Origin of the sequence: Bifidobacterium bifidum ATCC 29521 = JCM 1255 = DSM 20456, from assembly GCF_001025135.1 — a bacterium.
GTDB classification, from domain to species: domain Bacteria; phylum Actinomycetota; class Actinomycetes; order Actinomycetales; family Bifidobacteriaceae; genus Bifidobacterium; species Bifidobacterium bifidum.
In genome coordinates, this window is the sequence record NZ_AP012323.1 from 335,473 (window position 1) to 359,561 (window position 24,089).

The 24,089-nt window shown below is 62.3% G+C and carries 16 protein-coding genes, 1 tRNA gene and 1 pseudogene; 13 read left to right on the forward strand and 5 right to left on the reverse strand.

The window, feature by feature from the left end; genetic code table 11:
* Window positions 1–75: 75 nt before the first annotated feature.
* From BBBF_RS01340 to BBBF_RS01350, 3 genes are all read left to right on the forward strand, one after another.
* The gene (locus BBBF_RS01340) at window positions 76–1,221 is read left to right on the forward strand and encodes a D-alanine--D-alanine ligase family protein (protein WP_013363042.1); all 1,146 of its coding nucleotides are present in this window, start codon (window positions 76–78) and stop codon (window positions 1,219–1,221) included.
* Window positions 1,222–1,250: 29 nt separating this feature from the next.
* On the forward strand, window positions 1,251–2,282 hold the full coding sequence (locus BBBF_RS01345) for a glycerophosphodiester phosphodiesterase family protein (RefSeq protein WP_013363043.1): 1,032 nt from the start codon (window positions 1,251–1,253) through the stop codon (window positions 2,280–2,282).
* A 463-nt stretch (window positions 2,283–2,745) separates the two neighbouring features.
* Window positions 2,746–8,541, forward strand: a complete 5,796-nt coding sequence (locus BBBF_RS01350; RefSeq protein WP_021648282.1) for an endo-alpha-N-acetylgalactosaminidase family protein — start codon at window positions 2,746–2,748, stop codon at window positions 8,539–8,541.
* Between the two features lie 134 nt (window positions 8,542–8,675).
* On the opposite strand, the gene BBBF_RS01355 is transcribed toward BBBF_RS01350, so the two are convergent.
* The 3 genes from BBBF_RS01355 to BBBF_RS10205 all read right to left on the reverse strand — a co-directional run bounded on the left by BBBF_RS01355 (window position 8,676) and on the right by BBBF_RS10205 (window position 14,460).
* Window positions 8,676–9,689 carry a ribose-phosphate diphosphokinase gene (locus BBBF_RS01355; protein WP_003811742.1) on the reverse strand — a complete coding sequence of 338 codons (1,014 nt, stop codon included), beginning with the start codon at window positions 9,687–9,689 and terminating at the stop codon, window positions 8,676–8,678.
* Between the two features lie 190 nt (window positions 9,690–9,879).
* On the reverse strand, window positions 9,880–13,050 hold the full coding sequence (locus BBBF_RS01360; RefSeq protein ID WP_033510137.1) for a zinc ribbon domain-containing protein: 3,171 nt from the start codon (window positions 13,048–13,050) through the stop codon (window positions 9,880–9,882).
* Between the two features lie 180 nt (window positions 13,051–13,230).
* On the reverse strand, window positions 13,231–14,460 hold the full coding sequence (locus BBBF_RS10205) for a hypothetical protein (protein ID WP_231855231.1): 1,230 nt from the start codon (window positions 14,458–14,460) through the stop codon (window positions 13,231–13,233).
* A gap of 198 nt (window positions 14,461–14,658) precedes the next feature.
* Between BBBF_RS10205 and BBBF_RS09290 the strand changes: the two genes are divergently transcribed.
* From BBBF_RS09290 to rplI, 5 genes are all read left to right on the forward strand, one after another.
* Window positions 14,659–15,942: a zinc-ribbon domain-containing protein gene (locus BBBF_RS09290; RefSeq protein ID WP_065434235.1), complete on the forward strand. Its 1,284-nt coding sequence runs from the start codon at window positions 14,659–14,661 to the stop codon at window positions 15,940–15,942.
* Between the two features lie 147 nt (window positions 15,943–16,089).
* The gene (gene rpsF / locus BBBF_RS01375) at window positions 16,090–16,386 is read left to right on the forward strand and encodes a 30S ribosomal protein S6 (RefSeq protein WP_003811753.1); all 297 of its coding nucleotides are present in this window, start codon (window positions 16,090–16,092) and stop codon (window positions 16,384–16,386) included.
* 57 nt (window positions 16,387–16,443) lie between these two features.
* Window positions 16,444–17,127 carry a single-stranded DNA-binding protein gene (locus BBBF_RS01380; protein WP_003811755.1) on the forward strand — a complete coding sequence of 228 codons (684 nt, stop codon included), beginning with the start codon at window positions 16,444–16,446 and terminating at the stop codon, window positions 17,125–17,127.
* Window positions 17,128–17,212: 85 nt separating this feature from the next.
* Complete coding sequence (gene rpsR, locus BBBF_RS01385) at window positions 17,213–17,461, forward strand: 30S ribosomal protein S18 (RefSeq protein ID WP_003811758.1); 249 nt, start codon at window positions 17,213–17,215, stop codon at window positions 17,459–17,461.
* 17 nt (window positions 17,462–17,478) lie between these two features.
* Window positions 17,479–17,925 (forward strand): 50S ribosomal protein L9, encoded by a 447-nt coding sequence (rplI, locus tag BBBF_RS01390; RefSeq protein ID WP_003820137.1) that lies wholly within the window; start codon window positions 17,479–17,481, stop codon window positions 17,923–17,925.
* 586 nt (window positions 17,926–18,511) lie between these two features.
* On the opposite strand, the gene BBBF_RS01395 is transcribed toward rplI, so the two are convergent.
* Window positions 18,512–18,826, reverse strand: coding sequence for a hypothetical protein (locus tag BBBF_RS01395; RefSeq protein ID WP_138267689.1), 315 nt, complete (start codon window positions 18,824–18,826; stop codon window positions 18,512–18,514).
* A 29-nt stretch (window positions 18,827–18,855) separates the two neighbouring features.
* Here BBBF_RS01395 and BBBF_RS01400 point away from each other — a divergent pair.
* Window positions 18,856–19,488, forward strand: a pseudogene (locus BBBF_RS01400) (bacterial Ig-like domain-containing protein); the annotation flags it as partial.
* Between the two features lie 113 nt (window positions 19,489–19,601).
* Entirely contained in the window at window positions 19,602–20,126 is a 525-nt protein-coding gene (locus BBBF_RS01405; protein WP_003811767.1) for an immunoglobulin-like domain-containing protein, read from the forward strand.
* A 478-nt stretch (window positions 20,127–20,604) separates the two neighbouring features.
* Here the strand turns inward: BBBF_RS01405 and BBBF_RS01410 are convergent.
* A tRNA-Lys gene (locus BBBF_RS01410) sits at window positions 20,605–20,678 on the reverse strand.
* A 330-nt stretch (window positions 20,679–21,008) separates the two neighbouring features.
* Here BBBF_RS01410 and BBBF_RS01415 point away from each other — a divergent pair.
* The 3 genes from BBBF_RS01415 to BBBF_RS01425 all read left to right on the forward strand — a co-directional run bounded on the left by BBBF_RS01415 (window position 21,009) and on the right by BBBF_RS01425 (window position 23,937).
* Window positions 21,009–21,740 (forward strand): MIP/aquaporin family protein, encoded by a 732-nt coding sequence (locus BBBF_RS01415; protein WP_003811771.1) that lies wholly within the window; start codon window positions 21,009–21,011, stop codon window positions 21,738–21,740.
* Window positions 21,741–21,940: 200 nt separating this feature from the next.
* Window positions 21,941–22,759: a DUF3152 domain-containing protein gene (locus tag BBBF_RS01420; protein WP_013363051.1), complete on the forward strand. Its 819-nt coding sequence runs from the start codon at window positions 21,941–21,943 to the stop codon at window positions 22,757–22,759.
* Window positions 22,723–23,937, forward strand: coding sequence for a glutamate--tRNA ligase family protein (locus BBBF_RS01425; RefSeq protein WP_230958129.1), 1,215 nt, complete (start codon window positions 22,723–22,725; stop codon window positions 23,935–23,937). Before BBBF_RS01420 ends, BBBF_RS01425 begins: the two co-directional genes overlap by 37 nt.
* The last annotated feature ends 152 nt before the right edge of the window (window positions 23,938–24,089 follow it).

Below are 24,089 nucleotides of genomic sequence, written 5' to 3' on the forward strand. Positions count from 1 at the left end.
GTTACGGGGCGGTGCGCCATCGCACGTATTAGGCTATGACCCAGTATGTGCAAAACACGGCATGGGAGGAAAAACATGGCTGAAACGGCCAAGATTCGCGTTGTGGTGATGTATGGCGGCAAGGCCGACGAGCATTCGATTTCCTGTATTTCGACTGCCGGCGTGCTGCGCGCGCTTGACACCGACCGGTTCGAGCCGGTGCCGGTGGGCATCACCAAGCAGGGCCAGTGGATCGTGGACGGCGAGGACCCGCGCGGATGGGATATGGCCGACGGTCTGCCGGTCGTCGAGAAGACTCCCGGCTCGCGCGACGTCGTGCTGGACGTGGCGCTCGGGCAGGATGGCTTCTTCGCCCGCAACGACGACGGCACGCTGAGCTCGCTGGGGCACGTTGACGCGGTGCTGCCGGTTCTGCACGGCCCGTATGGCGAGGACGGCACGATTCAGGGTCTGCTGGAGATGATGGATGTGCCGTACGTCGGTTGCGGCGTGCTCGCGTCCGCCGCGTGCATGGACAAGCATTACACGAAGGTGCTGCTGGCCGCCGCCGGCATTCCGGTCGCTCCCGGCATCACCGTGGACGCGCGCGGCTTCGACGCGGCGTCGCGGTTCGCCGCTGATGCCGATGGTCTGCTCGCTCGGGTCGAGGAGGCCGGACTGGCGTACCCGCTGTTCGTCAAGCCGTCCCGCGCCGGATCGAGCTTCGGCGTGACCAAGGTGGAGCATGCCGGTGACGCCGCCGAGCTGGCCGCCGCCGTGTTTGAGGCGAGCCATCATGATTGGCGAATCCTGATCGAGCAGGGCATCGACGCGCGTGAGATCGAGTGCGCGGTGCTGTGCCCGAAGGCCGGCAGTGAGCCGCAGGCCAGCTGGCCGGGCGAGATCGTGCTCGACAAGCGCAACAGCGGCGACGACCAGTTCTACGACTTCGACAGCAAGTACATGGATTCGTCGGCGAGCCATGTGGAGGTGCCGGCGAATCTGCCTCAGGAGACTCTGCAGCAGGTGCGCGAGACCGCGGTCAAGGCGTTCAAGGCGGTGGATGGCGCCGGCCTGAGCCGCGTGGACACGTTCGTGACGCCGGACGGCGAGGTGATGGTCAATGAGATCAACACGATGCCCGGTTTCACGCCGATCTCCATGTATCCGAAGGCATGGGAGGCGACCGGCATCGGCTATACCGAGCTGATCACCAAGCTGATCGACGGCGTGCTGCGCTAGAAACCGACGGCACGGTTAGGAGAAACACTATGGGAAAACATGTTGGAGGCAAGCTGGTGCTTGCCGGAGCCGTAGCCGCGGGCGCCGCGGTCTGGGCCATCAAGCCGCGTTCGTTCAGCGACAAGCAGCGTCATTTCGCGCCGTCGGTTCCGGACGTATGGTATGCGCATCGTGGCCTGCATGACGCGGGATCGGGACTGACGCCGGAGTATGCGGCGCACAGCGGCGAGTATGTGGCGCTGGCGCGTCGCTGCGCATTGCGCGCGGGATACGGGACCGCTGACTTCAGCGGCTCGATCGCCCCGGAGAATTCGCTGGCTGCGTTCGCCGCCGCCTGTGAGGCCGGATTCGGCATCGAATTGGACGTGCAGCTCACCAAGGACGGCCGCGTGGTGGTCGTGCATGACGATAACCTGTTGCGCGTGGCCGGAGATCCGCGCAAGATCGCCGACCTGACGTATGAGGAGCTGTCGCGCATCCCGCTGTTCCCCGCGCCCGCGAAGCCGGGGGATGCCGAGGCGGCGCCCGTCGCCGACCCGGTGGCCGCCGCACAGTTCGCTCCGCAGGGCTACTACCAGCACGTGCCGCTGTTCGTCGACGTGCTGCGCGTGATCGCGGGACGTGTACCGGTGATCGTGGAGTACAAGTTCACCGACAACGCCGCGTGGGGCGAGCGGGCGGACGAGCTGATGGAGAAGGGCGACCAACTGCTGCAGGCGTATGACGGCCCGTATGTGATCGAGTCGTTCCATCCGGGCGCGGTCAACTGGTACAAGGAGCACCGTCCGGAGGTGTGCCGCGGCCAGTTGGCAGAGCCGGCGTCGCTCACCGGTACCGGGGTCAAGGAGTGGCTGGCCGGGCTGTTGGCGTTCGATTGGATCTCCCGTCCGGACTTCGTGGCGTTCGACTGGCATGGCGGCCCCTCTCCGCAGCTGCGGGCCGCACGCTGGATGGGCGCGATACCGGTGTCGTGGACGGTTCGCAGCGCGGACGAACTCGCCGAATGCGACCAGTATTTCGACCGCCACATCTTCGAGTCGTTCGTTCCGGATAGCAAATAGTCCTTTTATATATATAGTGCGTGCCCCCCCCCGTCGCGAAGCGACTGGGGGCATTAGCGTCCGTAAGTGCGCGCCGAAACGACAAGTGCGCAGGGTCGTCGTTCCGGCGCGAACATATGAACGCAAATCACCTTCGGTGAGCATCGCATCGGCCAGTTGGCTCTTCCAGCGCTCCAATAAGTAAGGTAAGTTAACAAATAGCGGAAGACTTCCGCGAGACAGTGTTGTCGCGACGGGAAAAATCGCTGTTCTTTGAGGGGATTTGCGCAGGTCTTTTCATGCATACCCATTGGTATATGGCGAAAATTTCTATTTTCCTTGGAAAATAATAATGTTAACAACACACGTTCTTGTACTTTGTTAAGAGTGTTATCATAGAAAACTGAGACGCGCGTGTCGGGCTTCCGTCATGCGTATCCGCTCAAGGTTAAGCCTTAGTGCTCCATGATGAAGGTAAGGAAATATGAGAAAACGAGTGGTTTCAGTGGCCCTTGCGGTTGCGCTCGCTGTCGCCCCACTGGGGGTGGTCAGCACAGCGTCCGCCGCGCCGCTTTCTGCAAGTGATTTGCAGACTCTCGCGCTCCGTTCAGCGGCTAGCTCCAATGACGCGAACGCCAACGATGTCGCCACCGTCGCGGACGATGCTGCCGTGAACGGCTGGACGATTGACCGCAACACCGCCAAAGGCGGCGAAATTCTTGCAGCCGGCACTGGCGATTATGCGGGATGGACTCATTTCAAGTCCACCTCCGCCAACGGCAATGCCACCAGCAGCAGTGGCTATCCGGCTGTCGCCATTAGCGGCAAGACGATTGACCTGACTCGGGCTGGAGAGTTCTCCATCAAGGTCAAGTCCCCGCAGGCTGGTTCCGCGAACCGTTTCGGCTTCTACCTCGGCTACAAGGATCCGGGCAACGCCCTGTTCCTGGGCTATGACAAGGGGGGCTGGTTCTGGCAGAAGTATGTCGGAGGCAATGGCGATTGGTACAACGGCACACGTGTCGCTGCCCCTGCCGCGAACGCTGAAATCACCGTCAACGTCTCCTGGACTGCCGCCAAGGTTGCCACGCTGACTATTGACGGACAGAAGGCGTTCGATGTGGATTACTCCTCGATGACCGCGCTGACCGACAAGCTCGCCATGAAGGCCGGCTCTTACTCCGGCACCAGCGAAGTCACTGATGTCTACTTCAAAAACTTCACCGTGGGTGAAGTCGCCAAGCACAACGTGACCGGCAAGGTCGTCGACGCCAGCGGCGCCGCCATCGCCGGCGCCGAAGTCGTCACCGGCAAGAACTCCGCCACCACCGCGGCGGACGGCACCTTCACCCTCACCGGCCTCGCCGCCGGCGACTACACGCTGACCGTGTCCGCCGAAGGCTACGATGACGCCACCAAGACCGTCACCGTCGCCGATGGCAATGCCTCAGTCGGCAACATCACGCTGAACAAGTCGGCCGAAGTCGCTACTGAGACGCTCTCCACCGCCGCCATGGACGTGCGCGTGAAGAAGAACTTCCCGTCCGTGTACGACTACACGATGAAGAAGCTCGACGGCAAGATCATGTACGGCCAGCCGAAGGACGTGCGCGTCATCACCATTAACGGCACCGACGTGACGCTGAAGGACTCCGACGTGACCTTCAAGAAGGTCAGCGCGACCGAGGCCCAGTACACGCTGAACGTCAAGAGCGGCGACAAGATCAACGCGGTCGTCACCGTGCAGATCAAGGTCGTCGACAATACGCTCAAGCTCAACGTCACCAAGATCGTGAACAAGGCGGATGACGCCAAGACCGAGGCCGAGGAGAACCCGGTCCAGACGATTGCGTTCCCGAACCAGAGCCTCATCTCCGTGCGCTCCGGTCAGGACGGCGCCCAGTTCACCGGCGCCCGCATGTCGTCCGACACTGCCAGGCCCGGTGACACCAACTTCGACATCACCGCCGACACCACGGTCAGCAATGCGAACGACTACACCTACGGCTTCGTCTCGGGCAATGGCCTGAGCGCCGGCCTGTGGTCCAACTCCGAGCACGACGGCACCACCGTCGGCAACACCGTCGCCGGCGGTGCGAGGAACACCCGCGTGCTCACCTCCACCCAGAAGGTCGGCAAGGCCACCTCCTTCGGTCTGGGCACTGCACCGTGGTACTACCACCGCGTCGTGACCGACACGAAGAAGAACACCTACACCGTCGAAGAGACCGACATGCCGAAGATGGCCGTCGCCATCGCCGGCGACGAGAACGAGGACGGCACGGTCAACTGGGAAGATGGCGCGATCGCATACCGCGACATCATGAACAACCCATACAAGTCCGAGGAAGTGCCCGAGCTGGTCGCATGGCGCATCGCCATGAACTTCGGCTCCCAGGCGCAGAACCCGTTCCTGACCACGCTTGACAACGTCAAGAAGGTCGCCCTCAACACCGACGGCCTCGGCCAGTCCGTGCTGCTCAAGGGCTACGGCAACGAAGGCCACGACTCCGGCCATCCGGACTACGGCGACATCAACACCCGCGCCGGCGGCGCCGCGGACATGAACACCCTGATGGAGAAGGGCACCAAGTACGGCGCCCGCTTCGGCGTGCACGTCAACGCGTCCGAAATGTACCCGGAAGCCAAGGCCTTCAGCGAGGACATGGTGCGTCGCAACTCCAGTGGCGGCCTGAGCTACGGCTGGAACTGGCTGGATCAGGGCATCGGCATCGACGGCATCTACGATCTCGCCTCCGGCATGCGCAAGTCCCGCTTCGCTGACCTCAAGAGCAAGGTCGGCGACAACATGGACTTCATCTACCTCGACGTGTGGGGCAACAACACCTCCGGCGCCGAGGACTCGTGGGAAACCCGCAAGATGAGCCAAATGATCAACCAGAACGGCTGGCGTATGACCACCGAATGGGGCGCCGGCAACGAGTATGACGCAACCTTCCAGCACTGGGCCGCCGACCTTACCTACGGTGGTTCCGCCATGAAGGGCGAGAATTCTCAGGTCATGCGCTTCCTACGCAACCACCAGAAGGACAGCTGGGTCGGCGACTACCCGTCGTACGGCCAGGCCGCGAACGCCCCGCTGCTCGGCGGCTACAGCATGAAGGACTTCGAAGGCTGGCAGGGACGCAACGACTACGCCGCGTACATCAGGAACCTGTACACGCACGACGTGTCCACCAAGTTCATCCAGCACTTCAAGGTCGTCCGCTGGGTCAACAGCCCGCTCGACGCCACCTCCGTGAAGGATGCCTCCGTCAACAACGGCAACGAGCAGATCACGCTGAAGGACGACCACGGCAACGTCGTCGTCCTGTCCCGTGGCTCCAACGACACCAACAACACCGCGTACCGCAACCGCACCATCACGCTCAACGGCATCACCGTGGCGTCCGGCGCGGTCTCCCCGGGCAACAGCAACACCGTCAAGGGCACTGAGTCCTACCTGCTGCCGTGGCTGTGGGACGTGAACACCGGCAAGCTCGTCAAGTCCTCCGATGAGAAGCTGTACCACTGGAATACCCAGGGCGGCACCACCGAGTGGACCCTGCCGAAGGATTGGCAGAACCTCGCCTCCGTCAAGGTGTACCAGCTCACCGACCAGGGCAAGACCAACGAGAAGACCGTCGCCGTCTCCGGCGGCAAGATCTCGCTGACCGCCGAGGCCGAGACCCCGTACGTCGTGACCAAGGGCTCCGAGAAGCAGATCTCCGTCAAGTGGAGCGAAGGCATGCACGTCGTGGACGCCGGCTTCAACGGCGGCCAGAACACCCTCAAGGACAACTGGGCCGTCTCCGGCACCGGCAAGGCCGAGGTCGAAGGCACCAACAACGCCATGCTGCGCCTGACCGGTGACGTGAAGGTCTCCCAGAAGCTCACCGACCTGACCGCGGGCAAGCGTTACGCGATCTACGTGGGCGTGGACAACCGCACCAACTCCCCGGCCAAGATCACCGTGACCAACGGCACCAAGGTCCTCGCCACCAACGAGACCGGCAAGTCGATCGCCAAGAACTACATCAAGGCGTACGGCCACAACACGTACTCGAACACTGAAGGCGGCAGCAGCTACTTCCAGAACATGTACGTGTGGTTCGTGGCTCCGGAAAGCGGCGACGTCAAGGTGACGCTCTCGCACTCCGGCGCATGCGACAACACCGACCATGTGTACTTCGATGACGTGCGCGTGCTTGAGAACGGTTACAAGGGCCTGACGCTCAACGCTGACGGCACCCTGAAGACGCTCACCAACGACTTCGAGGACAATGCCCAGGGCATCTGGCCGTTCGTGGTCTCCGGCTCCGAAGGCGTCGAGGACAACCGTATCCACCTGTCCGAGCTGCATGACCCGTTCACGCAGGCCGGCTGGGATGTCAAGAAGATGGACGACGTGCTCGACGGCAAGTGGTCCGTCAAGGCCAACGGCCTGATCCAGAAGGGCACGCTGATCTACCAGACGATCCCGCAGAACGTCAAGCTGGAACCGGGCGAGACCTACAAGGTGTCGTTCAAGTACCAGTCCGGCTCCGACGACATCTACGCCATCGCCACCGGTGACGGCGAGTACAACGCCAGCACCGTCAAGCTCACCAACCTGAAGAAGGCCCTGGGCGAGGACGGCACGGCCGAGTTCGAGATCACCGGTTCCATCACCGGCGACAGCTGGTTCGGCATCTACTCGACCTCCACCGCTCCCGACCTGCAGAACACGTCCGATTCCGCCGCCAACTTCGGTGGCTACAAGGACTTCGTCCTCGATGACCTGAAGGTCGAGCACGTGGCATCCGCCGAGCACACCAAGGCCGACGCCGAGGCGAAGCTCAAGGAAGTCAAGGACACCTACGACGGCAAGAGCGGCGACTACTCCGCCGAAGTCTGGACCACGTACGTGAACACGGTGGCCGAGATCGAGGCGCTCATCGCCAAGGATAAGCCCGACTACACCACCGCCTACAACAAGGCTGTGGCGCTGGCCGAGTACATGAAGAACGCACCGGGCGACGACTCGAACGATGCGTACGACGTGGCGACCGATGCCTACACCGTCGAGGCGGGCAGCCAGCAGGCACTGTCGGGCGGCAATGAGGGCCCGGCAAGCCTCGCCCAGGACGGCAATGCCGGCACTCACTGGCACACCTCCTGGAGCGCCAACGCAGTGTCCGCCGGTACCGCCTGGTATCAGTTCAACCTGAACGAGCCGACGACCATCGACGGTCTGCGTTACATGGCCCGCAGTGGCGGCGCGAACGCGAACGGCAAGATCAAGAAGTACAAGATTACGCTGACGCTGTCCGACGGCACCACCAAGGACGTCGTCACCAATGGCACGTTCACCACGACCAGCGGTGTCTGGCAGAAGGTCAAGTTCGACGCGGTCAAGAACGTCACCAAGGTGCGCATCACCGCTCTCGAAACCGCGGGACAGTCCGCGGGCGAGGTGAACACGTACGCCTCCGCTGCCGAGCTGCGTGTCACCACGGTTCGCGACGTGCCGAGCACCGAGGTCAAGGTCAACAAGTGCGATCTGCAGAACCTGTACGATGACGCTTCCGCCCTGACCGAGGCCACCTACACCGCCGACACCTGGAAGGTGCTCGTCGCCAAGCGCGACGCCGCCAAGAAGGTGCTGGACGACGAGAACGCCACCGCGCACGACGTGGCTCTCGCCTACCAGAACCTGAAGGATGCCATCGCCGCCCTGGAAGAGCGCGTGGACACCTCCAAGCTCGCCGGCCTGGTCGCCGATGCCGAGAAGCTCAAGGAATCCGCGTACACCAAGGATTCGTGGGCCGCGTTCAAGAAGGCTCTGGATGCCGCCAAGGCCGTCCTGAACAATGCGAACGCCACCAAGGCTGACGTCGATGCCGCGTACAACGCGCTGAACGCCGCGATGAAGGCCCTGAAGCCCGCCTCCTCCAAGCCGACTCCGAACCCGGAGACGACCGACAAGAGCAAGTTGCAGGCCACCATCGATCAGGCCAAGGCCCTGGATCTGAGCGGTTACACGAAGAAGTCCGCCCAGGCCGTGCGTGACGCCCTCGCCAAGGCCCAGAGCGTCCTCGCCGATGACAACGCCACCCAGGCTGACATCGACGCCGCGCAGAAGGCCCTCGCCGACGCGATCGCCGCACTGGAGAAGGCCGATGCCAACGGCAACGCCATCTCCAAGACGGGTGCGAACGTCGCCGTCATCGGCATGGCCGGCATGATGCTGGTCGCCGCCGCTGGCGCGGTGTTCATCGCCCGCAAGCGCGCCGAGTGATATAAGTAAATAGAAATAGGGAGGTCGCCCTGTGGCGGCCTCCCTATTTTGTATTCAATCCGTTATGGATGGCCAGGACCGCGTCATTCTGCCTCCGCCAGCGGGGGCAAATATGTAGTCCTTTGTTTTATATTTCAGGCGTAGATGTTTCTCGGGCGCATGTCCTCCGGCAGGCCCTCCAGCAGTGTCGCCACGGAGCCTTCCTCGAAGACGGAGCGGATGCCGGCGGCCAGCAGCGGCGCCACCGACAGCACGGTCATGTTATCCAGGCGCTTCTCCTGCGGCACTGGCACAGTGTCCATCAGGATGATTTCGCGGGCGCCGCAATCGCGCAGGCGCTCCACGGCCGGGCCAGACAGCAGACCATGCGTGGCGACCAGAGTCACCGAGGCGGCGCCGGAGTTGCGCAGTGTGCGCACGGCCTCGCAGATTGTGCCGGCGGTGTCGATCATGTCGTCCACCACCACGCAGTCGCGCCCCTGCACGTCGCCGATGATGCCATGCGCTTCGGCATGGTTCGGTCGCGTGATGTCGCGAGTCTTGTGGATGAACGCGAGCGGGAGCCCGCCCAGCTTGGCGGCCCACTGCTCGGAAACTTTGATGCGGCCGGCGTCGGGGGAGACGATCGTCGCCTTGTCCATAGGCACGTGGCTGCGCACGTAGTCGATCAGCACGGGCATGGCGGTCAAATGGTCGACCGGGCCGTCGAAGAAGCCCTGCTCCTGCGCGGCATGCAGGTCGACGGTGACCAGACGGTTCGCCCCCGCGGTGCGGAACAGGTCGAACATCAGGCGTGCGGTGATCGGCTCGCGGCCCTGATGTTTCTTGTCCTGACGGGAGTAGCCGAGGAACGGTGCCACGACGGTGATGGACTTGGCGGAGGCGCGCTTGAGGGCGTCGATCATCAGCAGTTGCTCCATCACCCACTTGTTGATCGGGTTGGTGTGGCACTGCAGCACGAACACGTCGGCGCCTCGAACCGGCTCCGCGAACCGCACATACATCTCACCGTTGGCGAAGTCGTATGCGGTGGTGGGCAGCACGTTGATGCCGAGATATTGAGCCACTTCATTGGCAAGCTCAGGATATGCGCGGCCCGTCACCAAGGCCAGTCGCTTATCGGGTGTGCCCTCAAGGATCGCCGACATGTTTTTCCGCTCTTTCCGTCGATAGTTTCGTTACCGTTCACCGTGGTGATACGTTGCCGTACACAAACCTTATCCAATATACAAGAACCCGCCGTCCCAAGAGGAACGGCGGGTTGCGATGCTCACGGATTCTTCCACTTACGGCACGGTGCGCGCAGCAGGTGCCCCGTGCCGGGCGAAATCATTCCGATCAGTCCTCGTCCAGCGTGATGTCCAGCTTGTCGCCGTCCAGCGTGAACTGTCCGCTGATGCTGAAGCTGGTGGAACTGTCCGTCGGCTCCCAGGAGTCGTCATAGTTCTTGTACTCGTACGCCACCTTGGCTTCGCCGCCGTACACGTAGAAGCTGCCCGAGTCGATGCTGAGGTCATCAGTGGTGACGGTCGGGTATTCGGTGATGTTCCATGCGATGTTGCGGTAGTCGTCATCGGAACCGTACATGCTGAACGGGCAGCCTTCAGGCTGTGCATCCGTGGACTTGGCGCAGGTATCCAGCTTGTCCTTGATCTTCGCGTTGATCTCGTCTGCCAGAGCGTCGGTCGGCTCGGCAGAGATCGAGGCGGAGGATTCGGAGGAGGTGGTCAGCGTCGTCGAATCCGCGGTCAGATACTTCGACGTGACCGGTTTCACCGTGTACGAGCCCGGATACACATTGAAGGTGTAGGTGCCGGAATCGGATGCTGTGGCGTTCTTCGCGCCGACCTTGACACCGTTGACGGTGAAGTTGGTGATGGCCGGTGACGCGTAGACGGAGATCTCCTTGACCAGCGGCGTCGTGATGTTCCAGTTCTTGAAGATCAGGAACTTGGATCCGTTCGGCGCGACCGTCAGAGTGTCGGTCATGGACTTGCCGCCCAGCGTGTACGAGATCCGCATCGTGCGGGAGCCGTCCGCGTTGTCGGTGGCGGAGATGATGCGCTGGTTGCTGATCGTGGTCTTGTCGCCCTTGGAAGCCGCATTGGTGAGCAGCGTGCGCTTGCCGTTGGCGACCTGCGGGTCGGAGATGCCGTTGGCCTTGTCATAGTCGCCGGACGCGATGGCCGACAGGTAGCTCTTCACGGTGTTATCGGCGCTGAACACGGTGGAGTTGACCACTGCGTAAGCGATACCGAGCAGGGCAAGCACGCCGACGATGGCGCTGATGATGATGGCCAGCTTCTTCTGCTGCGGGGTCATGGCCTTGGCTGCAGCCGGGGCGGCGGGAGCAGCCACCGGAACGGGGGCGACAGGTGCAGCTGCAGGAGCGCCGGCAGGAACTTGGACAGTCGGGGCACCACCTTGGGCCTGAAAGGCCGCGGCGTCGGTGCCGGCAGCGGGAACCCCCTGAACCGGAGCACCGGGAACGGGAACGCCCTGAACCGGGATGCCAGCTGCGGGCGCGGTCGGCGCTCCGGTGCCGGCGCCAGGCTGTCCGCCGAAGGACGGCTGCGGGCCGGTGTAGCCGGCGGCCGCGGCGACCTGTGACGGGAAGCGACCAAAGTGCGCTCCGCATGCCGCCGCATACGCGGTGACCTCGGCGGGCGTCGGGCGGACCGTGCCGCCGACGAACAGCTTCCATGCGCCGCCCATCGACAGCACCATGGCCGGGCCGAATGTCAGCGCCACCACCTCGATCAGGAACGACCATACGGCCGCGACGAGGAAGTACCATGCCGCGATGTTCAGCGACGCGTCAGAGGTATCGGACTGCATGGTGTAACCCAGCGTCGCGGACGTGAACAGGAACGTGACGATCAGCCAGATCACCAGCGTGGCGACCGGAGACTTCCACGAGTGCTGCCATCCCGCATATGCCGGATCATAGATGTTGCGTGCCGCGGCGCGCAACGCAATGTAGAACGTGGTGATAAGGAACGCCACGAATACCAGCCACAGCTGCCACGGTGCGCTGATGGAGCCGACGTACTGGTTCGAGATGCCGAACAGCGACAGGTTAGCGATATTACCGCTGGCCGTGATGCCGACCGCGCCGAACGAGCCGAGCGCGAACGTCAGGAACGAAAGGTACGGCAGCAGAATCGGGAACAGCATGAACATCTGGCCGTTGTGCAGGCTGCTGGACAGCATGATCAGGCAAATGAAGCCGATCACCGTGAACACGACCGCGTAGATGAACGCCGCGTCAAGCAGCGTGCGCACGAAGCCGCGCGTGCGGTGAGCCCACTTCCAGGCCGCGGTGAACACGTTGTTGGAATCCGAGGCGTACTGGGCGAGCAGATAGCCGAAGAACGCGCCGATCGCGGCGAGCAGCAGCGTCATGAAATACGTACGGGCGGAGACGCCGGTCAGGATGGCCTTGGCCTGAATGCCGCCCATGCTGCCGGCTCCCAGCGTCAGCGGGAAGATCGCGGCGAGAATCAGATAGACGAATCCCATCACGACGCCGACGATGACGCTGCTGACGATGCCGGTCCACTTGAACCGGATGGCGAACTTACGCGCGAACCAGTATGCGCCGAACGCGGTGCCGAGAACCAGCGCCACGCCGGAAAGACCGACAGGCATCCATAGATGGCCGGACACGCCGAAGGACGACATGGAGAGGTTGCCTCCGGTGATGTTGGGCGACAGTTGACCGGATACGCCCAGAACCATCACCAGAATCAGGAACTGGAAGAAGTTCGGCGTCACCGTGCCGGAACCGCTGGCGTCACTCATCATGTGGGACAGGCCGGGGACCATGCTCAGCTTGGACGCCCATGATGAGCCGGCCGACAAGAAGAAGATGGAGCCGATCAGGGCCAGCGCCATCGCGCCGATCAAGCCGAAGGCAAGGCTGATTGCGGCGGTCTGCAGCGAACGCGCGGAGAACAGCTCCTTGAACATCGGGTTGGGGACGAACTGCTGCGGAGCGCCGGGCTGAACCGGGGCGCCGGGTGCGCCGGGGGTAACGGGGACAGGTGCGCCGGGGACGGGAGCACCAGGCGCGGGCGCAGCAAAAGTGCCGGGAGCAGGTGCTGCAGCCGCAACAGGTGCGGCGGCGGGAACTTCTCCGGCCGGAGCGGCGACTGGCACTTCTGCCGCCGGGACGGGAGCTGCAGGAGCTTCTTGTGCGGGGACTGGTTCGGGAACCGCCGGGAAGGCCGGCTCGGCTGCGGGCTGTTCCGCGCCGGGGAATGCGGGTGCCGGCTCGGGCTGCGGTGCCGCGGCCTGCGGGGCCGGTACGGGTTCAGGGAATGCGGCGACGGGAGCGGGTGCTTCCGGCTGAGGCGCGGCTGCGGTGCCGTGTGGAGCGGTGCCGAGCACGGTCGAATCTTCGACGTTGTCGTTGCTGTTTGCTGCGGCGACCGCGAGCGTCTGCCCGCATTGCGTGCAGAATCGTGCGGCGCTGGACAGCGTGGCGCCGCAGTGAGGACATATCATGACAAGCCCCTTTCTTGGTTTGCTTTTCCCTCCTTATTGTATAGTCGCCACGTCATCTTCAGCAGCTTATTCGCGGTATTTGGGCGGGGCATATAAGGTATGTTTTCGCCCCCATCGGGCAGGTAATCCGATATCCGATAGGGGCGAAAACATGCCAATGCATTCTCTGTGCCTGTGGCGTCATCTGTCCATGAATACGTTGCCGTTGGCGGCGAGGCATGCCAGCACTTCCGGTTTCTTCATGTCATACGTCGTGTTGACGGTCTCTCCGGGAGCGGCATGACCCATTGCGTTCGCCTCCTTCTCGTATTGTTCGACGGTGTAGGATTTCGGCACCAGCCCGGCGCGCTTAAGGCAATCGACTGCCCCCTCCTCATGAGACGCATACAGATTGGGATTGCCGACTTGTGCCATATACAACGCGTCCACCGAATCCACGGTGGCGATTCCACACGCGTTCAAGTCCTTGGCCTTTTTCTGGATGTAGTCAAGGTCATCTGCTTTATCTGAAGGAAGTACGTCTCCCTGTGGCTGCTGGATGCCGTTGGAGTAAGTTTTCAGTGTCGGCCTCGGATAGCCCTTGTCTTGGACGCACGTGATGTATCGGCTCCATGCGGCCTTGTAATCGGACAGACTTATTTTGCCGCTTGTCGCGGCCTTGCGCAGTGTCGCTTTCTGCGCGGGGTCCATTCCGGAGTCCTGGCCGAGCAGCTGCGTCGCATAAGCCTGCAAAGATGAGGCGAGACGGTTCCCGCCCGAGCCGGAATCCGTTGCTTGGTTCGTGTTCCGTGCCGTGCCGCATCCGCACAGCATCGCAATGGAAAGCGTAATGACGGCGATGACGGCGATGGCCATCGTCACCGTACGACGGGATGCCGGAATATGCCCCATTCTTACTCCTCTTACTCCGATATGCATTATCTCAACGTATGAGAATGTCTTTTTACCGACGGGTGACACTCTTCCCCGTGACAGCACTATTGTTGCCATGCGTATCCACAAATGCGGTCCTGGTTTCGGCGAACTCATGGTCGCACCTTTGTATTGATAGATCACAAGACCATGCAGGTTCCCGGTGTAGTACGCATTTCTATACGGCCAAGTGCCGGACACAGCTCCATTTCCGGCGAATTGCATATCCCCAAGTGCGCTACCGCTTGTCCAGCATCCAGCGTTCTTGTTTGTGCATCCCCTTGTTACGGTGATGGCGTTGACATTCATGGATGAAGGAGGAATCACGTTTAGAAGTTTGCCGGTCGATGGTTCTATGGCTGCTACAGAGCCGGGCTTGGCCATGATGATTTTGCTGCCGTCTGCATCAGTGACGACTTCATATGTGGAGTCAAAGCCAGAAGCCTGCTTGGGTGACATCGATACGAACGATGCGGCGAGAGTCAGCAAAACAGCCAACAATGTTATCTGGAACCTTTGGTTGCCGACATGATAATCTCCTCTTCGAAATTTCGTCAGTCTTCAAATTACATATCTAAAAAGACATCTCGGTCAAATGGTTGCGGACGTCATTTGGGGTCCGTATCGCAGTATATTTGCAGGGGAATGCTGTCATGCAGTGTAACGTTGAGCGCAGGATAGTCATGAGGAGAGATTATGCGGTGTTCCCGTTGTGGTGCGAATGTCGTTGAGGGCGATAGATTCTGCGAGAACTGCGGGGCGCCCGTAGCCGTGCAGGCGGGTTCCGTGTGCCCGGTGTGCGGTCAGCAGTCGGAACCCGGCATGCGGTTCTGCCAGCAGTGCGGTGCCGAGCTGTCCGCCGGCCCGCAGCCCGCGCAGCCGGTGCCGACCGCCCAGCCGGTGCCTCCTGCACAGCCTTATCAGGCTGTTCAGCAGTACGCGGGACAATACGGTGCCGCCCAGCCCGGTGCCGTCTTCCCGCCGCAGGCCGTGCAGCCGCCAGCCCAACCGTCACGGCCTGGAGAGTCCGCCGGCAAGGGCAAGAAGAAGACCGCGCTGATCGTCGGCATCATCATCGCCGTACTCGTCGTGGCGCTTGCCGCCGGATTCGGCGTCTGGTGGTTCATGCTGCGTGATTCCGGCACCCAATCGGCTCAGACGCAGTCGACATCCCAGCAGAGCGGCAAGACCAAGTTCGGCGACAGCAAGGCCGCGAAAGACGACAAGCCCTGCACCGCTGCGCCCGATGCCGAGCTGAGTTCCGTCGACCACAGCGACGCCAATCTCGTCGCGCAGCTGCAGCTCACCTCCAACTGCGCGTTGACGAAGGACGGCGACACGGCGGAGTTCAAGGAATCCGACGTCAAGGTCAGCATCAAGGACGATGAAGGCAATGTCATCGCCTCGGCCGTCTTCGACTTCTCCAAGCAGCCGGTCAAGTTCAATGGCGAGACGGCCAACGTCGCGCTCGAATTCACCACGAGGCAGTACTGGCGCCCGTACGACCAGATCGAGACCGGCAGCGCCGAGGTCATCCTGCAGACCGGTCAGAGCGGCCCCGGCGAGGCGGGCAGTGCGGACGGCGACGCGTTGGCGGGCTCCGACATCGACAGCGAGGACGCCGAGCGGTACGCGCAGCTTGCGTTGAGCTGGCAGCTCAAGCATGACGAATCCGCCGCATCCCGCTTCTACACCACCTACACCACGCAGCTGTCCAGCAAGAAAAAAGACATGAAGGCCGACGGCAAGACCTGGCATTACGTGGACATCTACGAGCAGTTCCTGCAGCAGCGCATCAAGCACAAGAACGCGATCCTGATCTGGTCCGGCGATTACCCGACGTACACGAAGGCCGACGCTTCGACCGCGTATTACGTGATCCTGTCGGGTGATACGGTCGACTCGGTGAAGGCCGGCGACGCATGGTGCAAGTCGAACGGCTATGGTGCCGCGGATTGCGCGGTCGTGGATTTGCAGTAGGACGGATTACTCCCCAGTCGCTTCGCGACAGCCCCCGCAAGCTGTCGCGGGCATGGCGTAGCTTAGAGAAGTTGCTGTTTTCAGCAGCGCGTATACACACTCCTGCCATGGATAGTCCATGGCCGACTAGTCCGAAGGAGGTGGGTGATGTCTGCGCATAAGTACGAACTGATGTTCATTGCCGATCCTGAGCTGGATGAGCGCGGTCTGAAGAAGTTGACCGAGCAGTATCTGGAGCTCGTCACCAAGGAAGGTGGTTCCGTCGAGAACACCGATATTTGGGGACGTCGCAAGCTCGCTTACGAGATTGACGGCAAGACCGAAGGCAACTACGTGGTGGTCAACTACACGACCACTCCCGAGGTCAGCGCCGAGCTCGATCGTGTGCTCAACCTGAACGAATCCGTCGTCCGCACGAAGATTCTTCGTAAAGACGCCAAGTAAGCCGTATGAGTTTCTGATTGTTCGCGACTCGCTGAACCAAAGGTAAGAAGGTAAGTCATGGCAGGCGAAACCATCATCACCGTGGTGGGCAACCTCACGGCAGATCCCGAACTGAGGACCACGGGAAACGGCGCTTCCGTCGCCAGTTTCACCATCGCCTCTACCGCGCGTACCTACAATCGCAACACCGGGCAGTTCGAGGACGGCAATGCGCTGTTCATGCGCTGCTCCGCCTGGCGCGATCTCGCCGAGCATTGCGCCAGCACGCTGTCCAAAGGCATGCGTGTCATCGCGCAGGGGCGTCTCCAGCAGCGCTCGTATCAGGCGCAGGACGGCTCGAACCGCACCGTCATCGAGATGACGATTGATGAGATCGGCCCGTCGTTGCGTTACGCGACCGCGCAGGTCACGCGCACGTCCAGCGGCAACGGCCAAGGCGGATTCGCCGGCCGTGGCAATGGCGGCAATGGCGGATTCAACGCCAGTCAGGGCAATGGCGGCGGTTTCGGCGGCAACGCCGGCGGCTACCAGGGTGGCCGTGGCAATGGCGGCTTCAGCGGTGGCTATCAGGGTGGCGGCAATGGCGGCTACCAGGGTGGCGCGTCCGCTGCGGGCAACGCCGGCCAGAGCGCCGCGCCCGCGACCGATCCGTGGGGCACGTCCGGCGATGCCGGCTCGTCCTTCGGTTCGTTCGGTGGCTCGTCCGATTTCGGTGGCGATTCGCAGGAACCCGAGTTCTGATGCCCGTCCGCGGCCATATGAAGCCGCGCGACGCACGTAACAATCCAGAAGCAAGCATTCAATCGTAATTTTCAAGGAGAACATCATGTCACGTAAGAGGCCGCAACCGCCGGTCAAGCCGTTCAAGAAGAAGCCGAATCCGCTGAAGGCCGCCAAGGTCACCGAGATCGATTACAAGGACGTCGCGCTGCTGCGCAAGTTCATCTCCGATCGCGGCAAGATTCGTTCCCGCCGTATCACCGGCGTGACCGTGCAGGAACAGCGCGAGCTCTCCAAGGCGATCAAGAACGCCCGCGAGATGGCCCTGCTGCCGTACGCCACCACCGGTCGCTGAGTTAGGGAGGATAGGAAATGGCTGAATCCAAGGTTATTCTCACCCAGACCGTTGCCAACCTGGGCCACTCCGGCGATGTCGTCGCCGTCCGCTCCGGCTACGCTCGCAACTACCTGATCCCGCAGGGCCTCGCCTTCGCGTGGACCAAGGGCGCCGAAGCTCAGATCGTGCAGATGAAGCGCGCTCGCCTGGCCAAGGCCGTCGCCACCCGCGAGGATGCCGTCGCCGCCAAGGCCGCCATCGAGGGCACTACCGTCGAGATCGCTGCCAAGGTTTCCGAGTCCGGCAAGCTGTTCGGTAGCGTCACCGCCGAGCAGATCGCGCTGGCTCTCTCCGACAAGGCCGCGGTCAACCCGAAGGCCATCGAGGTCGAGCCGATCAAGACCACCGGCGACTTCCCGGCTAAGGCCGCCCTGCACCCGGAGATCACCGCCTCCTTCTTCGTGAAGGTCGTCGCCGAGTAACTCCGGCCCATCAGACAGATTATCGTCTGAGCTTAAGCATCAGCCCCTCCGCCGCTCCGTGCGGCGAGGGGCTTTTTGTATTGTTCCAAGTCGCAGCGAATGATTCTCAATAAGGAAGGTGCGAGGATTGCGAACATTTACGCACAAGTGAACAATATGAGAAAACGCTGTTTTCCAAGGATTTGCGGACATTGATGTTCATTTGGAGTTGCGGCGGGCTCGCACCTTTCTTAATGAGAATGATTTGCTGCGAGGATGGGCGTTCTCAAGACGCGGAAGCCCCACTCTGGTCTATCTTTTTGTTAATATTGTGCACCATATCGTGACCGGTTACGCGCCAGAGAGGACACGCCGGCCGAACACGGGCGAATCGCAATGACGAGATTGCGGTGCGCTCCCCGCCTCATAACGGACTCCAGCCCGGCCATGACGGCGACACATACGGGGACGTGAGGAGCAGAAGTACATGCCCACGATCAAACGAACAACGGTCGCGTATGCGGTGGCGGCAGCGACACTGTTGTCGTCCTGCATTGTCGGCATAGGTGCCGCACAGGCGGAGGAAAGCACGCCGGACCCGGCCAAATCATATTATGTCGACTGCGCGGCGACCGCCAACGGAGACGGAAGCCAAGCCAGCCCCGTTCAACTCGTTGACAGCGGCGAACGGCATCACCCTCAAAGCCGGTGAGTCCCTGCTGCTCAAGGCCGGCGCCACCTGCACCAGCGCGACCCAGACCATCGACAGCGCCTCGGTCAAGACCGGCCTGCGCGTCATCAACACCAAAGGCACCAAGGACGCGCCCATCACCATCGGAGCGTACGGCGAAGGCGCCGCGCCCATCATCGCCGGTGCGGGCGTCAGCGAGACCATCCTGCTGAAGAACTCCGAATACATCACAGTGCAGGGCTTCGAAGTCACCAACACTGATGCGAACGCGGCCGATTACGAAAAATACATGCGCCGCGGCATCGCCGTGGACGCTCGGCAACGCCGACAACACGAAGAACAACGACGCCGGTGGTGCCACTCGGCGCCCGAAGTCCGAACTAAACCAGACCGATGCCGTAGTCTCCGGCGAGTACGCGGCGAAACTCGGCGAACAGCTCACCCCGTACAAGGGCGACACCATCAACCAGCACACGCTGTCTGAGACGCCGGGCAAGACGTACCGTCTCGGCCTGTGGGCGACGCTCGGCAAGAGCAACGACGACACCCCGTCCACGCTCAAGGTGCAGGTCAAGTCCAACCTCGCGTCGCTTGGCGCCGTCAGCTCGTTCAGCCAGTACCGCAAGACCGTGCTGAGCGAGACCGTGGACGCCGAAAGCAAGGAAGGCGGCAAAATTCACTACAGCGGGTCGTTCATCGTGCCGCTCGACGTGGACCCGTATGCCGCGCTGTGGGTCGCCATCTCACAGACCGATCTGGCCTCCGGCTCGTTCGCGTACATCGACAACGTCACGCTCGTCGAGGACTCCGCGGCCGTGTCCGACGTCGCGTCGATCGCCGTGACCACTCAGCCGACCAAGACCGAATACGCCATCGGCGACGCGCTCGACCTGAGCGGCATGGCCGTCGCCGCCACGATGTCTGACGGCACGCCGCCGAGCTCGGCGAGGGCGAATACACGGTCTCCGAGTTCGACTCGTCGACCGCCGGCGAAAAGACCATCACGGTGACGTACGCCGCCGATACCTCGCTTACCGCCACGCTCAAGGTGACGGTGAAGGAGGCCGAGCCGGTCGACACCGTGCCGCCGGTGATTTCCGGTGCGGATGACGTGGCCGTGGAGTTCGGTGCGTCGTTTGATCCGATGGCGGGTGTGAAGGCGGTTGATGATGTGGACGGTGATGTGACCGGTGCCGTGAAGGTGTCCGGTGACACGGTGGACACGAGCAAGCCCGGCGCGTACACGTTGGTGTACACGGTGAGCGATGCGGCCGGTAGCGAGGCGTCCGTGACCCGTGTGGCCACCGTCAAGGAGAAGTCCGGCGAGACGCCCGTCGAGCCTGGCGACAAGGAGCCCGACAAGGAGCCGGGCAAGGATACCGACAAGGACGGTGATAAGGACGACCAAGGCAACAAGAAGCCGGGCCTGTCCGCGACTGACGCCTCGGTGTCCGTCGTTGCCATCGCCGCAATCGGCCTGCTTGCGACGGGCGCCGTGTCTGTGGCGGTTCGCCGCCGTCGCGACATCTAAGGCGCGGATTTCCTGAGTCGCGTTGGCCCTGATCGGCTCAGGGCCAACGCATGGCATTGATGCCGGTCGAACGGCTGTCCCATTCGACCGGCATCTTCGTCTATTTTGGCCTTGCCCGGCGTGATTCCACGATGTATGTGCTGCTATCTTCGTTTCGAGGGGTTGATTCCACTGCCTGGGAACATCTATCTGCGTTTCAGGGGGTGGCCAAAACACTATGCACGGAGTATATAGGGCATTTGCTCATTGAAACCATGCGGTTTGCGTGATGTTTATACTTTGCTACCAACCCCCTGAAACGCAGATAGATGTTCGTCGCGGCCTGAATCAACCCCTTGAAACGCAGATAGGGGCGGATTGCGAGGATCACCCGGGCGGGGGCATGCTTCCAGTGGCGAATTAGGGGTGATTTGACTCGGGCGCACCCTCTCGACGAAAACAAAAAAAGGCCAGAATCTTTCGATTCCGACCTTGCTTGTGCCCCCGCAGGGATTCGAACCCTGGACACGCTGATTAAGAGTCAGCTGCTCTAACCAACTGAGCTACAGGGGCGTTGGTCATTTCTTGAGCCGAGTGACAACTATACTCGGAACTCGCTGCGATGCAAATCGGCGTGTCGCGTACGGCGTGTCGCGAGTAATTCCAATGGGTTCCACATGACTGCACCCAAGTGTGCATGGCAGGGCAGGGTGTGAATCACCGGGGATTCTGCCGTCCAATCCGCCCGTATCGCCGTTCGTCAAGGGGTAAAGTGTACAATCACGTCGTTTGCTTTCGCACCCAGCGAAATTGAGTCGCCGGGAGTACGAGAGAAATCCAATCATCCAGAGACCGTGAGCAGTCAGCCATGTCTGCGATGCGGTGGAGAGAAAAGAAGAAGCCGTGGAATATTCCCTCTTTACCAAGCTGGCTGCCGAGTTCTTCGGCACCGCCATCCTGATGATCTTCGGCAATGGCTCGGTCGCCAACGTCGAACTCAAGAACACGAAGGGCCACCACGCCGGATGGCTGAACATCGCCATGGGCTACGGTTTCGGCGTCATGTTCCCGGTGCTCATGTTCGGCGGCGTGTCCGGCGCCCACATCAACCCGGCCATGACCCTCGCCCAGGCGATCAACGGGCTGTTCCCGTGGAGCGACGTGCTGCCGTACATCGTGGCGCAGCTGCTTGGCGCACTGCTGGGACAGTTCATCGTGTACCTGACGTATTACCCGCACTACAAGGAGACCGAGGACGCGGAAGCGATCCTCGGCACGTTCTGCACGACCGACGCCGACAACGACAAGATCAACTACTTCCTCAACGAGATGTTTGGCACGCTGGTGCTGGTGTTCGGTGCGCTGTGCTGCCTGATGCTGCCGTGGGGTTCGAAGGATTTGGCGGCCGCGTCGATCGTGGTTGGCTTCATCGTATGGGGCTTGGTGACCTCGATGGGTGGCCCGACCGGCCCCGGCCTGAATCCGGCCCGCGACCTGATGCCGCGTCTGCTGCACGCGATCCTGCCGATTCCGAACAAGGGCACCTCGCGTTGGGGAGAGGCGTGGATTCCGGTCGTCGCTCCGATTGTGGGCGCCATCGTCGGCGCGTGGCTGTACGTGTTCTTCTTCGCGTGATTTTTGCGCGAACCGCGTGAGCCGCGGCGGGCTCGCGTGACGCCACGCGTGTTGCGCGGCCCCACGGCTGACGGGATACAATGCAGGGAGAGACGCCTGCGAAAAGCGTGCCCTTGTGCTCGCGCTTTCGCGGGGCGGCGCGGCTTGACCTATGACGTTGCTGGGAGTGATTGAAGTTGCAGCGGTTGCGTGGTGACGATATGCGTCGGGTGTTCCGCGCCCGGCGCATTGCCGTATGTGCGGGGTTGATTTTGGCGCTCGTGTTGTTTGTTCTTGCGGTGCGGGCGAGCGTACTTCGCGTGCCGGGCATGGGCGGTGAGCGGTCGTCCATCGCGCAGCCAGGTGCAACAGCGCAGCCGCAGTCTGCGGGGGAGCAGAAGGGCGGCGATTCCGCGAAATCGTCGGCCACCGCGAAATCCACTAATTCCGAGGCACAGTCAAACGGGTATGACCCCTCGAAGCCGTTCTCGCAGGCGCAGCGGCGCGAGATTCTCGAGAAGGCGCAGCAGACCGCGGCGGCCAGCGGCAAACCCCGCCACGAATACCATTACTGCGTGTCCACCAAGGGGAGCGTCGGCGATACCGGCGAGTTCGGGCGCACGGTGTACGCGACGCTGAATGATTCGCGTGGGTGGCCCCGTGCCGGTCTCACGTTCGTGGAGAGCGGTTCCAGCAAGTGCGACATGACGTATATCCTGGCCGCGGCGGAGTATATGAAATCGTTCTCGTCGCTTTGCTCGTCGCAGTACAGCTGCCGCGTCGGCAATCAGGTGATCATCAATTATGACCGCTGGCGCGAGCCGACCGACAGCTGGCTGAAGGGCGGCGGCAATCTGGCGAATTATCGCACGATGGTCATCAACCATGAGACCGGTCACCGGCTCGACCATCGCGACAATGAGACCGTATGCCAGCAGGCAGGCAAGCCGGCGCCGCTGATGCAGCAGCAATCGATATCGTTGCGCGGCTGCACGATCAACGAATGGCCGCTCGACTCGGAGCTCTGGGCGCGGTGGTGATCGGACGATTCGCGCCGACGCCGTCCGGACGAATGCATATCGGTAACGTGTATGCGATGCTGGGTGCGTGGCTGTCGGCTCGTGCGGGTGGCCCAGAGCGTACAAGCCGGACGGGCGGTGGAGCGGGCGATGCGGATTGCCTGAATAACGTGAATCGCGTGGATGGCATGAGTGGCGCAGCCGATCCAGGCGATGCGGACGGCGGGCGAGGGCGCATGCTGCTGCGCATCGAGGACATCGACACCCCGCGCGTGCTGCCGGACGCGGACCGCTGGATCATGGACGATCTGGCATGGTTGGGACTGGACTGGGATGGAGAGCCGGTATACCAGTCGCGGCGGCTCGACATCTACGAGCAGGCGTTGCGCGCGCTTCAGGGCATTGACTTGCGAGACGCTGCCGCGTTCGGTGGCCGTGATGGCGTTGACGGCACCGAGACCACTGCGCTGATATACCCGTGTTTCTGTTCGCGCGCCGACATCCGTGCGGCCTCGGCGCCGCAGGAGGGCGACCGTTTCGTCATGTATCCCGGCACATGCCGGCGCGCGCTCGCCGAGCATCCGCGACAGGTCGAGCAACGCTTGGCGAATGGTGATCGGCATTCGCTGCGCATCGCCATGCCTGTCGCCGGCGACGCGCGTGCCGCGGTCACCGTGCATGATCGCGTGTTCGGGAACTGCCGATTCGATTTGCCGCGCGATTTGGGCGATACGGTGGTGCGACGGGCGGATGGTCTGTTCGCCTATCAGCTGGTTGTCACGGTTGACGACTTGCTGATGGGTGTGGATGACATCGTTCGCGGGCGTGACCTGTTGCGATCCGCCGCGCTGCAGCTGTACATCCGTGAGCGTCTGCTCGACGCCGGCTTCGGGGATAGCTCGGATGGCGGCGTTGCCGCGGCTCATCGCGATATCCGTTTCGCACATCTTCCGCTGATCGACAATGCGGCCGGGCGGCGGCTCGCCAAGCGTGAACGGTCGCTGGATATGGGAACGTTACGCAAACATGGCGTCACGGCGCATCGGGTGATCGGCTATTGCGCGTGGCTGCTCGGATTGCAGCAAGAGCCCGAGCCGTGCGCTGCTGCCGACCTGTTGCATGGATTTTCGTGGGATGCGCTCGCCGCGGATTCGCAGGATCGTTCCATCCCCGACGACCCGTTCAGCATCGGATTGTGAGATTCCTCCTCTATATGCTGCATGCGGAGCCGTTTCGCGCTTCGCCCCCCCCCAGTCTCGCATCGCTCGACACCCCGCCAGCGGGGGCCACACCCGAAGTTCCCGGTTTCTCTAGCCGATTCGCCCTCATCCGTGGGCATACTAATATATGG